The sequence below is a fragment of the Polynucleobacter sp. AP-Nickl1-40-C4 genome, from assembly GCF_035012665.1.
GTDB lineage: Bacteria > Pseudomonadota > Gammaproteobacteria > Burkholderiales > Burkholderiaceae > Polynucleobacter.
Map to the genome: position 1 here is coordinate 141769 of NZ_JAYGQR010000004.1, position 12262 is coordinate 154030.

The following is a 12262-nucleotide window of genomic DNA, read 5'->3' on the forward strand; positions in this document are numbered from 1 at the left end:
TCACTCCACGTAGAGCATCGGTCTGACATAATTCAAGAGTGAGAACACCTGAACAAACCCCGACATTGAGCCCAATTAACGATTTGGCCTACCAAAAGGCCATTCTAGGATCTGTCTCACGTACTTTTGCCCTCACCATCCCACTTCTACCCCCAAGCATCGAGAAGGTCGTTGGCAATACCTATTTGCTGTGCCGCATTATTGACACCATCGAGGATGCCGCAGATTTAAGTGCACAAAGCAAACAATCTCTTTCGGCGCTATTTGTAGATGCAGTGCTTGAGAAGGCTCCAGTTGAGACATTTGTTGCGCCTTGCCTCAATGCATTAAAAAATTACAGCAATCAAGATGAGCTGGATTTAATTTCTCATACACCTACTGTTCTGCGAATTTTGCATACCTGCTCTACCCAGGATCAAGCAGCAGTCAGTCGTTGCGTTTCCATCATGTCTGAAGGAATGTCTTTTTTCCATGGAAGACAAAACAAAGCCGGCCTTCAAGATCTTGCTGAGTTTGAACAATATTGCTATGTCGTGGCAGGTGTAGTCGGCGAACTGCTAACAACTATCTTTAGCAATCATTCTCAAGCCTTCAAAGAAAAAATGGCGGGGCATGAAAATTTGTCAATCGCATTTGGTCAAGCGCTACAAATGACCAATATTCTTAAAGACTCACCAGAGGATAAGGCTCGTGGGGTCTCCTGGAAGCCAATCAATGTTAGTCATGAAGCACTTCTAAGACTGGCCTATAAAAAGCTCCGGGAATCTCTGCATTACATTCTGTTGATTCCTAAACAGGAACAGGGCATGAGACGTTTTTGCTTCTTGGCTTTTGGCTTAGCGGTAATGACTCTGTCAAAGGTTGCAGATCGCAAAGAATTCGATAGCAAAGATGAAGTAAAACTTTCCAGAAACACCGTCATGAGTTTCTATGGCTTTACAAAGTGGGCCGTTAAAAGCGATGTGGTGATGAAGATTTTTTTCAGTCTTAGCAGCAAATCACTCGCTAGATAAGCAAACCTACAAAGCACCTTCATGCCTTAAAAGCCAAAGCTTGATTTGGCGATACAGGCCTGGGGAGTTTTCTTTCATAAAGCCACCAATACCTTGAGCAGACACCACTCGATGGCAAGGCGCTATTAGAGGGTAGGGATTAGCACCGCACGCTGTACCTACTGCACGCGCCCCACTCTTGATCTTTTTAGCTACATCACCATAGGTTCTTGTTTTACCAGCAGGTATATCTTGAATGCTAGCCCACACTTTTCTTTGATGCTCAGTACCCGCAGGTTTTGTGGGTAAGTCAAATTGCCAATGAGGGTCCTGAAAGTAAGCCTTACACTGCCGCGCAACCTCTTTAGCCAGTTGATTCTGTGGAGCGATTAAAACCGTGTTGGCTGGCAAATAATCCATTCTAGAAAGCATCAGGCTACCCTCCACCATTTCCGTCGAAATGCCCAGACACCCGAAAGGTGCTGCAATAACACAGTAGTTAGCGCCATTTGAGCTCAAAGGGGTTGGTATGGAAGCCATATCAAGTGATTCTCACATAAATAAACAAGAGGGATGACAGACCTTTATTCCATGGCTATAGCTTGAGAAATGCCACTTTGCTATATTGACTCATCCTTACTTTTTTCAGGCAGACCTCATGGACACCTTTTTTGACGATTGGCCGCTTTACAGCCAAGTTACTCTAGTCCTATTTTTACTTGCACTCTCTGGTTTTTTCTCGATGGCAGAAACCAGCATGCTGTCCTCCAATCGTCACCGTCTACGTGCAATGGCCAATGGTGGCAATGCCGGTGCAGCGCTAGCTGAGAGACTCCTAAAGCGCATTGACTCCTTGTTGTCAGTGCTACTGATTTCGAACAACCTGATCAATACCGTTCTTCCTATCCTGGTTACGGGGATTGCTCTGCATATTTTTGGTGATAGCGGTCTCGTACTCTCAATTGCTACTTTAGTTGTCGCCCTACTCATCATTATTTTTAGCGAGATTACCCCGAAGGTCATTGGTGCCGCTTTTCCAGAAAAGATTGCCTCCAATGTTGGCTGGTTTATTTTGCCCCTCACATTTGCATTGAAACCGCTGCTTTGGTTTATCAATAACTTTGTTTCTGGTCTTATGAAGGTATCTGGCCTGCAATCCTCTTCTGATAGCAGGGCTATGAGTAAAGAAGAGTTACGCAGCCTTGTTTTGGAGTCAAATCGTTTTGTCTCCAATCATCATCGCAACATCCTGCTCAACCTGTTCAACTTGGAAAACATTACCGTTGATGATGTGATGACACCCAGGTCCAAGATTGAGATTTTGGACCTCTCAAGACCTATTGATGAAGTGGTCCAACAATTGGAGACTTGCTATCACAATAAATTACCCGTTTGCGATGGTGACTCTGAGCGTATTGTCGGAATCCTTTCTGTCAAAAAGGCCTTGTCTTTGCTGGGTGATACCGACCTTAAGCATGAAGACTTTAAGGTGCTATTGAATGAGCCCTATTTCATTCCAAGCAGTACCCCCGTATTGCAGCAAATGCAATTTTTCCAAGATAACCAACAACGCTTAAGTTTGGTTGTAAATGAATATGGTGAAGTTCTAGGGCTAGTGACTTTTGAAGATATCGTGGAAGAGCTCATTGGTGAATTTACAACGTCTTTCTCCAACCTCTCAACTGATCCTCATTGGCTCCCGAACGGAACCTATCTAGCAACAGGTGGAGCCTCACTACGAGATCTGAATCGCTTACTCAACCTTAGTCTCCCTTTAAATGGTCCACGCACCTTAAATGGACTCATTCTCGAAAAACTCGAGGCCATCCCCGATCATGATGTCAGCATTCGCATTGCTGGCATCGTCATGGAAATTGTTCAATTTGACGAGCATGGTGTTAAAACAGTGAAGCTTTATCGTCCCGCCATTCGGACTCCAGAACAAGATTGAGCATTACCACTGATGACTCACTGATCATTCGCACTTGGTATGAAATCGCTACATATGCCCTAGATGCTAGAGCGAGTGATATTCATATAGAGGCTGGGGCCCAATCCACACTCATTCGTATTCGGGTAGATGGCCTGCTACAAATACAGTCGCATTACCCGATTGAATTTCACGATCGCCTCATCACACGCATCAAAGTTCTGGCGCGCTTAGATATTGCAGAAAAACGCCTGCCGCAAGATGGACGGCTTGGCATCGGCCATAACTTTTCCAAGCCCAATATTGATTGCCGGGTTTCAATCTTGCCAACTCTTCATGGGGAAAAGGCGGTTGTTCGCATACTGCCCAGTTGTATAGAAGAGCTTGATCTTCAAGATATTGGGCTGCTCTCGGAACAACTCGAGATATTCCATCAAGCCCTTGCTCAATCCAACGGGCTGATTTTAGTGACTGGGCCGACTGGGAGCGGCAAGACTCGAACGCTCTATAGCTGCCTGCGTCAGCTCAATCAAAATCATCGCAATCTTTGCTCAATAGAAGATCCCATTGAAATTCGTCTTGCTGGAGTCAACCAAGTGGCCTATCACCCGCGGGCAGGGTTGGATTTTCCAACGATCATTCGCGCCCTTCTTCGACAAGATCCGGATGTCATCATGATTGGAGAAATCCGAGATGCCGCTACAGCTCAGCTTGCTATTCAGGCGGCACAAACTGGACATCTCGTTCTCAGCACCTTGCATACCCGCAATGCTTGTGGGGCAGTTCCTAGACTTGGCCATCTAGGAGTAGATCAACAATCTCTGGAGTCCTGTCTCTTAAGCGTCAGCTCACAGCGTCTCGTGCGCAAAACTTGCGCACAATGTCTTGGATTTAAGATCAAAAATAACGTGCCATGTTCATTCTGCAAAGGCAGTGGCTACCTTGGGCGTATTGGGGTTCATGAAGTACTAAGCAAAACCCATTTGTTTAACTCGTCTACTTCATACCTCAGCATGCGAGATGCCGGATTAATTCATATGCAATCAGGCCTTATTAATCAAGCAGTCCTAGATGCAGAAGTGGGCACATGGCATTAAGTAAGCAGAATCAACTTCATTTTGCCGAGCAACTTGTAACATTGCTAGAGGCAGGCCTACCACTCCTCAATGCGATTGAACTTATTTATTCAACCGCCCCAAAGGCCTGGATTCCTTGGGTGACTAGCATTCACACCCAGCTCAAAAAGGGTGAAAGTTTTTCTCAATGCTTGCGCGCTCAAGAAAATCTATTTTCTATGGAATTTATTAATCTCATACGCGTCAGTGAGCGTACTGGTGACTTTCATCTGGCGCTAAAAACCATCTGCCAGCAACTTGAAGCTCAAATTGAATTGCGTCGAAAAATTCAACAGGCAATGAGTTATCCAGCCATCACTCTTACTAGCTCTTGCCTTCTAGTGATAGTGATGATGATTTGGGTCGTGCCAGTCTTTAAGGATGTTTTTGCTCATTTTCAAGCCGAGTTGCCAGCCCCGACTAAAGTGTTAATTCAGGCATCCTCATGGTTTGAAGCGTTCTACCTTGAAATAGTGATAGCCCTCATTGGCTTTGCTGCGCTCTTTAGCCTTGCTTGGTCTAGGATCCCCAAAATTCAAAAATATTGCGATCGACTGAGCTTCTCTATACCCATGATTGGCCAGCTTCTCAGATTGGCAACGCTTACCTACTGGTGTCGGACATTAGGTCATCTCCTAAAGTCTGGATTACCCCTTCCAGATGCATTGAGGGTTACCGCACAATCATCCAACCACTGGCTCAGCCATGATTTCAGCGCTGATATATTCAAACACCTCACTCGCGGCTGGTCACTCGGAGATGCCATAACAAAAGCAGATCCCAAGCACCTACTATTTGATCAGGAAACATTGCAGCTCTTACGAATAGGATCTGAAAGTGGTGCGCTCGCTGAAATGCTGCAAAAGCGCGCATCGATATTGGGCTCTCAATTAAGCAATCGCTTAAATACCCTAAGCCAAAGCTTGGAGCCCCTGTTAATCATTATCGTTGGACTCATTATTGGAAGTCTGGTCATAATCTTATATCTCCCCATCTTTAACCTAGGACAGATTGTTTAATGGGTAATTTTGTTTTGCTCGACTGGATCCGAATATCCCTGATAGCGATCTTGGTGTACTTAGCGTATTACGATTTGCGCACCTTTCGTTTGCCTGATGTCATCACCTTACCGCTCATCTTGCTGGGCCTCTTATTTAATAGCCTTTCAAATCAACGCTTTATTTCTTCTCAAGACGCAATTATTGGAGCGATCCTAGGCTACTCCTGTCTTTGGCTCCTCAACCTTCTTTATCGGACGGTCAAAAAGCAAGATGGGATTGGAATGGGTGATGCCAAACTATTGGCAGCCTTGGGTGCTTGGCTTGGCTGGTTTGCATTACCCAGTATTTTGCTAATGGCATCCCTGACTGGACTGATTGGCGGCATTATCTGGCTGCAGTGGAACAAACAAAGTCATCGCTCAGCTTTTCCGTTTGGCCCTTTTCTAGCTATTGCTGGCATTATTGAGTTGTTATGGCCACAAACCCTACAAACCCTCCTTCTGAGCAAGCTGGTCTAGGCATCCTCAAAGGGCATGTACCCTTTGTAGGTCTTACTGGTGGCATTGGCTCAGGAAAAACCGCTGTGAGCGATCAGCTCGCTCAACTGGGCGCAGGCATTGTCGACACCGATCTCATCGCCCATCAGATCACCGCCCCAAATGGAGTGGCTATCCCCTGCATTCAAAAGCAATTTGGCTCTGAGTTTGTTGATTCAAGCGGAGCGCTAGATAGAGTCAAGATGCGTACATTGGTCTTTGCCAATCCCGAAGCTAGAAAGTCTCTGGAAGCAATCACCCACCCCCTTATACGGGAAGAAACCATTCGGCAAGCCAAACAGCTCATAGAAGATAAGGCGCCTTACCTTGTTTTTGTAGTGCCCCTGTTGATTGAATCTGGCAATTGGGCATCCCTTTTGGATTACCTCGTAGTAGTGGACTGTCTAGAAGAAACTCAAATTGAACGTGTGATGCAGCGCAGCAAATTACCCCAAAACGAGGTAGAGAGAATTCTGAAGGCTCAAGCCAGCAGAGAAGAGCGTATTACCAGGGCGGATATGGTCATTGAGAATCAGGGCTCTCTTGAGAACTTAAAAACTGAAGTTTTAAAGTTGAACGAAAAAATCTTACAGATTCAGAAAGATCGAACCAGTTCGTCATAGAATATGGGCTTGTGATTGTCTACGAATACCCCTTTAACGAATTAGTTCGAAGCATGCTTCGACTGGAGTATTTGTTCGCCCGCTTCAACCACTTTGTCCGCTCTGATGACCCAGAATTGCACCACAATGCCATCTCTGTTTTATTTGATCTTGGTGACATCGGTGCACGCGGTGACATCAAGTCTTTACTACTCAAAGAATTTGAGCGTCAAAAATATGCGCTTAATGGATTGAAGTCGTCACAAAAGGTTGATCAAGAGGCGCTGACACAAACTCTTTCAGAAATTGATTCCGTGGCTAGCAGTATTAATCAATCAACCGGCAGACCCAACTCTGTGATTACTGAAAGTGAATGGTTAAATGCGATTCGCACCAGATTAAATATTCCAGGCGGTACCAGTCCAATTGATTTGCCTAGCTATCATGCCTGGAAAAATAGTCCATCATCTGAGCGACGTGAGTTGCTTGAAAAATATGTTGGGCCGCTCTTGCCATGGCATGAGGCATGCCAATTATTTTTACGACTGTTACGTCAATCAGGCGAGGCTAAAGATGTGGTTGCACACAATGGATCTTTTCAGCAAGCTCCATCTGGCAAGGTGTATCAGTTAATGCGTATTGCCGTAGAAGATGATGCTTTGTTTTCTGAAATTAGCGCAAATAAATATTTACTCTCAGTTCGCTTCTTAAAGTCCGAACGCGATAAAAAAGCACAGTTGGTAAGTGCTGACGTGCCATTCAAACTCACCCTCTGCCAGTTTTAAGTCAAAAGGGCTCTTAGCCTTTCTAGCATGGGCCAGGCGGCCGGCAACAAGGGTTCAACACTGGGCTTTTCGGCAGCAAGCAACTCCCACGATAAGGCTTGATTCTCACAACCTTTGGGAACCCCTCTCCAATCGCGAATAATGCTCACATGTAAGCGAACATAGGCATGCGGGTAATCATGCTCCAGAATAGTAAGTTCTTCACTTGATTGAATATCAATGCCGAGCTCCTCTTGAAGTTCACGCTTCAGCGCCTCGAAAACCGTTTCCCCTTTTTCGATTTTTCCGCCTGGAACTTCCCAATAACCAGCGTAGGGTTTGCCTTCAGGTCTCTGCCCTAAAAGATAGCGGCCATCAGAATCCAGCAAGATTCCTGCTGCCACTTCAGTAACTGGGCGCTTGATTTCACTCATCAAAAAGATCTTAAGCTTTTGAACCAGCCCAATGCTTAGCGAATTGCCAAGCAACGCGACCTGAGCGTGAGCCACGCTCCAATGCCCAGACCAAAGCTTCTGAACGCGCCGCTTCAATTTGCGCAGCACTTAAACCAAAATGCTGCAACCAATGCGCCACGATCGCCAAATACTCATCTTGTTTTGGCGGGTAAAAAGACAACCAAAGACCAAAGCGCTCTGATAAAGAAATCTTTTCTTCAACCACTTCACCAGGGTGAATTTCACCATCGTCGTTATGAACGTATGTCTCGTTATCCTTCATATACTCTGGCAATAAATGACGGCGATTAGAAGTGGCGTAAATCAAAATATTGTCGACTTGCGCAGAAACAGAGCCATCTAAGGCTGATTTCATGGCCTTATAGCCGGATTCACCTTCCTCAAAGGAGAGGTCATCGCAAAAAATAATGAAGCGCTCTGGACGCTCAGCCAAAAGCTCGGTAATGTCTGCTAAATCAGCCAAATGCTCTTTCTCAACCTCAACTAGCCGCAAGCCTTGACTGGCAAACTCATGCAAGCTCGCTTTGATCAATGAGGACTTTCCAGTTCCCCTGGCGCCAGTCAACAAAATATTATTAGCTGGCTTTTTCTGAATAAAGTTTTTGGTGTTATCGCGGATGGCATCACGCTGACGATCGATATTCTGTAAATCCTCAAAAGTAATATCTGCAACGTACTTTACAGGCTGCAAAAACCCAATGCTGCCAAAAATACTATCGCGTCGACGCCATCTATATGCAGTAGAAGATTTCCACTGTTCCTCAGTCAAGGGCTTTGGTAAAAAAGTGTCAAGATGGTCTAAAAGACGGTCTAATTTTTCATTCATATTTCGGAGAGTCTTTTATGAGCGGTAATCTGCATTAATAGATACATATTCATGCGACAAGTCACAAGTCCACATAGTTTGTGTAGCGTTGCCGCGGCCCAAGTCAATCTTGACGGTGATTTCTGGAGCCTGCATGACCCTCTGACCATCAGCCTCGAGATAGTCAGGGTTGCGTCCACCATTTTTAGCAACCCAAACATCTCCTAGCCACATTTGTACGCGATTCACATCTAAATCAGCGATACCCGCATAGCCAATCGCTGCCAGGATGCGGCCTAAATTAGGGTCGCTAGCGAAGAAAGCAGTTTTTACTAAAGGGGAATGGGCAACTGCCTTAGCAACCAAGCGGCACTCCTCAGAAGTCTTTCCACCAAGCACTTCGATCGTCATAAATTTGGTTGCCCCTTCGCCATCGCGCACAATCATTTGCGCCAGCTTTCTAGCTAGTGCAATTAATGCATCTCGTAGGATCACATAACTAGGATCGTTCGCCGATTGAATTTGCACTGATGACTGACCCGTCGCCATAATGATGAAAGAGTCATTAGTGGATGTATCACCATCAATAGTGATCGCATTAAATGAAAGATCCGCTATCTCACGAGTAAGACCACTCAATAGGCCAGGTGCAAATCCAACATCAGTAGCAATAAATCCCAGCATGGTTGCCATATTGGGGTGAATCATGCCAGCGCCCTTACAGATACCAGTAATAGTCACCATCCCTGCAGGTGTTTGTACAGTTGCTGAAGTGGCTTTAGGCTGAGTATCCGTGGTCATGATGGCTTCAGCCGCATCAAACCAATTGTCCTCGCTAAGGTTTGCCACCGCCCTTGGCAAAGCGCTAATAATTTTCTCAATCGGGAGCGGCTCAAGAATCACGCCGGTTGAAAAAGGCAGAATCTGCTCTGGATGAATCTTCAGATCCTTAGCCAAAGCTGCGCAGGTTTCTAAGGCATGCTTCATGCCAGATGCACCAGTCCCAGCATTAGCATTGCCGGTATTCACCACCAGAGCTCGAATTTCACCATTTCGACCCTCTTGTGCCAAATGCTCGCGACAAACTTGTACTGGAGCAGCGCAAAAACGATTTAGAGTAAAAACGCCAGCAACCTGGGAACCAGGCGCTAAAGTCATTACCAATAAATCTTTACGATTTGCCTTCTTAATACCAGCTTCGGCGATGCCCATCTCAAAACCTTTGATAGGCTTTAGTTCGGCTTTTTGGGGGAGGGGTAAGTTAACAGTCATAGTCTGATAATTGTAGATGAGGCTCAAAAATAAAGCGCACCTTCTAGGCGCGCTTTATTGGTTAAACCCCATTACAGATACTATGCCTTGATTGGCAACTCCCGAATCCGCTTGCCAGTTGCTGCGGCGATTGCATTTACTAGAGCTGGGGCCACTAAAGGCACTCCAACCTCACCCAAACCACCCGGCTTCTCCTGACTTGGCACCAAATGCACCTCAACTACTGGCACTTGATTTTGTCTCAAGCTAGGGTAGTTATTGAAGTTGTTCTGCTGAACCCGGCCATTCTCAATCGTGATTTCATTGCTCAAGGCTGCGCTCAAGCCGTAGATCACGCCACCAGTGAGCTGTGCCCTTGCTTGATCAGGATGCACTGTAATTCCGCAATCAGAAACAAACGTAATTTTCTTAACCTTGGTCTCTTTAGCTGCAGAATCTAATTCAAGTATGCAAGCAGAATAGGTGTCATAACACTCCATCTGTGCAACACCAAAACGCTTACTACCAGGAATGTATCCAGACTTTTTCACTGCCAACTCAAGAACAGCCTTTGCTCGTGGGTGCTTGCCTAAAGATGCCATCCGATACGCAACAGGATCTTTGCCAGCGGCTTTAGCGGCCTCATCTACAAAACTCTCAATTGCAAAAGCATTTAACGCATTACTGACTGAGCGCCAATAACCCACTCGAAGTCCGGTATCCGTAATCACATTAGTAATTTCTAGATTAGGTATTTCATAAGTAATATTGTTGGAGCCCTCCACCATGAATGGATCAAAACCATCCTTCACAAAACCAGGAAAGGCTCGTGCTGTCACTGACTGAGAAACCATTTTGGCTTTCAAGGAAGCCAGCTGACCATTAGCACCCAAGACTCCATCCACTTTATGAATACTCATAGGACGATAGAAGTCATGAGTAATGTCATCTTCCTTGGTCCAGAGCATCTTGACTGGCATGCCAGCTGCTTTAGAAATTTCAGCAGCCTGACGAATGAAATCCAATTCCAATTTACGGCCAAATCCACCGCCCAGAAAGGTGGTTTCAATAGTGACATCTTCTGGCTTAACGCCGGCCGCAGCTGCAGCCACAGCCTGCCCACCTTGCTGAAACTGAATTGGGCCAATAATTCTGCACTTGCCATTAGATACATCGGCAGAGCAGTTCACAGGCTCCATGGTGGAATGGGCCAAGTACGGCAAAAAGTATTGGGCGCTCAGCGGCTTGCCATTTGCAACGACAGCATTGGAATCACCCACTGTTTTAATCACAGCCCCTTTTTTAGATAAACCATCCTCCAATGACTTACGAACAACCGCATTGCTCAGGTTGGCATTAGACCCTTCGTTCCAGGTAATCTTCAGGGCATCTCTACCTTTGCGCGCGGTATAAAAGTCTTTAGCTAATACTGCAACACCATCCGAAATCTGGACAACTTTAATCACTCCAGCTACCTTCATTGCAGCGGAAGCATCAAAGGATATAGGCGTACCTCCAATAACAGGGCATTGCGCTAAGGATGCAATTGCCATACCCGGAATCTTGACGTCAATTCCATAAACTGCTTTGCCAGCAACTTTGCTCGGTGTATCCAAACGGCGCATCGACTCTTTGCCAATCACCATAAAATTGGCAGGCGACTTTAGGGCTGGCTTTTCTGGAAGAGGTAACTTAGCTGCATCTGCAGCCAATTCTCCATAGGTGGCTGACTTGCCACCTGAATACGTTACCTTGCCATTCATGGCCTGACAGTCGGCAACTGAAACGTTCCAACGTTGAGCTGCGGCCTGAATTAAGACCGTACGAGTTGCAGCTCCAGCAGTTCTTAATTTATCGAAGGCCTCACGAACTGAAGTAGAGCCCCCTGTAATTTGACCACCCAACATCGCATTGATGTAAATAGGGGCTACTCCAGCAATCTGCACCTGAATCATTGAGAGGGGTAAATTTAATTCCTCGGCTAGCAAAGCTGGTAAAGAGGTATATACGTCCTGCCCCATCTCTGAGCGCGCACAAATGAGGGTAATTTGATTATTGGGAGTAATTTGTACCCAAGCGTTTGCTAAGGCAGGCTTTGCAGCATCTCCTACAGCAGCTTCACTTGCTAGCGGCAGATGCATCCCGATAACAAAGGCACCACCAAGAGCGGCACTTTGCTGAATAAATTGACGACGGCTGTTGCTTTTTAAAGATTGATTTTTCATATGATCTTTACCCTTTATGCCAATTTATCTGCAGCGCGTTTGACTGCTTTTTCGATACGAGAATAGGTACCGCAGCGACAAATATTGCCGCTCATGGCATTTTTAATATCATCACTACTAGGCTGTTTTTTCTTTGCCAATAAATCGGCTGCAGACATCATTTGCCCAGTTTGACAATATCCACACTGAGGCACATCAAACTCGATCCAAGCGTCTTGAAGTGCTTTCCCAACTTTTGCCGTTAAACCCTCGAGAGTGGTAACCGACTTACCGCCTGCAGCAGATATAGGGGTGGAGCAAGAACGGATAGCAGCACCTTCTAGATGAACTGTACAGGCACCACAAAGTCCTGCGCCACAGCCATACTTTGGACTCGTGACATCTAAATGGTCTCGTAAGACCCAGAGAATTGGCGTTTCAGGATCCCCATCGAAATTAACAGCTTTACCATTGAGAGTAAAAGACACGGCCATAACGCCCCCTTATTTAAATTTAAGATTTTGCAGACAAAGCAAATATTTTTGCGCCTACAAATCATGACAGATCTCAGGGTCTCTAGGGGTAT

Annotated in this window: 13 protein-coding genes; 7 read left to right on the plus strand and 6 right to left on the minus strand. The window is 45.8% G+C overall.

Annotated features, from left to right (window positions below):
• Positions 1–38: 38 nt before the first annotated feature.
• Entirely contained in the window at positions 39–1013 is a 975-nt protein-coding gene (locus VC182_RS06395; protein ID WP_323484864.1) for a squalene/phytoene synthase family protein, read from the plus strand.
• 6 nt (positions 1014–1019) lie between these two features.
• Here VC182_RS06395 and VC182_RS06400 read toward each other — a convergent pair whose 3' ends face one another.
• Positions 1020–1532: a methylated-DNA--[protein]-cysteine S-methyltransferase gene (locus VC182_RS06400; RefSeq protein WP_072583374.1), complete on the minus strand. Its 513-nt coding sequence runs from the start codon at positions 1530–1532 to the stop codon at positions 1020–1022.
• 118 nt (positions 1533–1650) lie between these two features.
• On the opposite strand from VC182_RS06400, the gene VC182_RS06405 reads away from it, so the two are divergent.
• Genes VC182_RS06405 through zapD form a run of 6 tightly spaced genes read left to right on the plus strand, consistent with a single transcriptional unit; the run spans position 1651 to position 6961 of the window.
• A complete protein-coding gene (locus VC182_RS06405) occupies positions 1651–2943 on the plus strand; it encodes an HlyC/CorC family transporter (protein WP_323484865.1) in 1293 nt (430 codons plus the stop codon).
• Positions 2940–4019 (plus strand): GspE/PulE family protein, encoded by a 1080-nt coding sequence (locus VC182_RS06410; RefSeq protein ID WP_216121560.1) that lies wholly within the window; start codon positions 2940–2942, stop codon positions 4017–4019. Before VC182_RS06405 ends, VC182_RS06410 begins: the two co-directional genes overlap by 4 nt.
• Entirely contained in the window at positions 4010–5056 is a 1047-nt protein-coding gene (locus VC182_RS06415) for a type II secretion system F family protein (protein ID WP_323484866.1), read from the plus strand. Before VC182_RS06410 ends, VC182_RS06415 begins: the two co-directional genes overlap by 10 nt.
• A complete protein-coding gene (locus VC182_RS06420) occupies positions 5056–5556 on the plus strand; it encodes a prepilin peptidase (RefSeq protein ID WP_072583378.1) in 501 nt (166 codons plus the stop codon). Before VC182_RS06415 ends, VC182_RS06420 begins: the two co-directional genes overlap by 1 nt.
• Positions 5511–6197 carry a dephospho-CoA kinase gene (coaE, locus tag VC182_RS06425; RefSeq protein WP_083564266.1) on the plus strand — a complete coding sequence of 229 codons (687 nt, stop codon included), beginning with the start codon at positions 5511–5513 and terminating at the stop codon, positions 6195–6197. Before VC182_RS06420 ends, coaE begins: the two co-directional genes overlap by 46 nt.
• A gap of 11 nt (positions 6198–6208) precedes the next feature.
• Positions 6209–6961, plus strand: a complete 753-nt coding sequence (zapD, locus tag VC182_RS06430; protein WP_072583379.1) for a cell division protein ZapD — start codon at positions 6209–6211, stop codon at positions 6959–6961.
• Here the strand turns inward: zapD and VC182_RS06435 are convergent.
• The 5 genes from VC182_RS06435 to VC182_RS06455 all read right to left on the minus strand — a co-directional run bounded on the left by VC182_RS06435 (position 6958) and on the right by VC182_RS06455 (position 12170).
• Positions 6958–7374 carry an NUDIX domain-containing protein gene (locus tag VC182_RS06435; RefSeq protein ID WP_072583380.1) on the minus strand — a complete coding sequence of 139 codons (417 nt, stop codon included), beginning with the start codon at positions 7372–7374 and terminating at the stop codon, positions 6958–6960. The genes zapD and VC182_RS06435 overlap by 4 nt on opposite strands.
• Positions 7375–7384: 10 nt before the next feature.
• Positions 7385–8242 carry an ATP-binding protein gene (locus VC182_RS06440; RefSeq protein ID WP_323484867.1) on the minus strand — a complete coding sequence of 286 codons (858 nt, stop codon included), beginning with the start codon at positions 8240–8242 and terminating at the stop codon, positions 7385–7387.
• A gap of 15 nt (positions 8243–8257) precedes the next feature.
• Positions 8258–9493 carry a bifunctional glutamate N-acetyltransferase/amino-acid acetyltransferase ArgJ gene (gene argJ, locus VC182_RS06445; protein WP_323484868.1) on the minus strand — a complete coding sequence of 412 codons (1236 nt, stop codon included), beginning with the start codon at positions 9491–9493 and terminating at the stop codon, positions 8258–8260.
• A gap of 80 nt (positions 9494–9573) precedes the next feature.
• Positions 9574–11697, minus strand: coding sequence for a xanthine dehydrogenase family protein molybdopterin-binding subunit (locus VC182_RS06450; protein WP_323484869.1), 2124 nt, complete (start codon positions 11695–11697; stop codon positions 9574–9576).
• A 14-nt stretch (positions 11698–11711) separates the two neighbouring features.
• Positions 11712–12170, minus strand: a complete 459-nt coding sequence (locus VC182_RS06455) for a (2Fe-2S)-binding protein (RefSeq protein ID WP_215321369.1) — start codon at positions 12168–12170, stop codon at positions 11712–11714.
• Positions 12171–12262 lie beyond the last annotated feature (92 nt).

What these genes read in the sequence shown, in the direction of transcription:
- VC182_RS06400 (WP_072583374.1), bottom strand. Translation starts at nt 1,532, where the DNA reads ATGGCTTCCATACCAACCCCTTTGAGCTCAAATGGCGCTAACTACTGT.
- VC182_RS06405 (WP_323484865.1), top strand. Translation starts at nt 1,651, where the DNA reads ATGGACACCTTTTTTGACGATTGGCCGCTTTACAGCCAAGTTACTCTA.
- VC182_RS06415 (WP_323484866.1), top strand. Translation starts at nt 4,010, where the DNA reads ATGGCATTAAGTAAGCAGAATCAACTTCATTTTGCCGAGCAACTTGTA.
- VC182_RS06420 (WP_072583378.1), top strand. Translation starts at nt 5,056, where the DNA reads ATGGGTAATTTTGTTTTGCTCGACTGGATCCGAATATCCCTGATAGCG.
- coaE (WP_083564266.1), top strand. Translation starts at nt 5,511, where the DNA reads ATGGCCACAAACCCTACAAACCCTCCTTCTGAGCAAGCTGGTCTAGGC.
- VC182_RS06435 (WP_072583380.1), bottom strand. Translation starts at nt 7,374, where the DNA reads ATGAGTGAAATCAAGCGCCCAGTTACTGAAGTGGCAGCAGGAATCTTG.
- VC182_RS06440 (WP_323484867.1), bottom strand. Translation starts at nt 8,242, where the DNA reads ATGAATGAAAAATTAGACCGTCTTTTAGACCATCTTGACACTTTTTTA.
- argJ (WP_323484868.1), bottom strand. Translation starts at nt 9,493, where the DNA reads ATGACTGTTAACTTACCCCTCCCCCAAAAAGCCGAACTAAAGCCTATC.
- VC182_RS06450 (WP_323484869.1), bottom strand. Translation starts at nt 11,697, where the DNA reads ATGAAAAATCAATCTTTAAAAAGCAACAGCCGTCGTCAATTTATTCAG.
- VC182_RS06455 (WP_215321369.1), bottom strand. Translation starts at nt 12,170, where the DNA reads ATGGCCGTGTCTTTTACTCTCAATGGTAAAGCTGTTAATTTCGATGGG.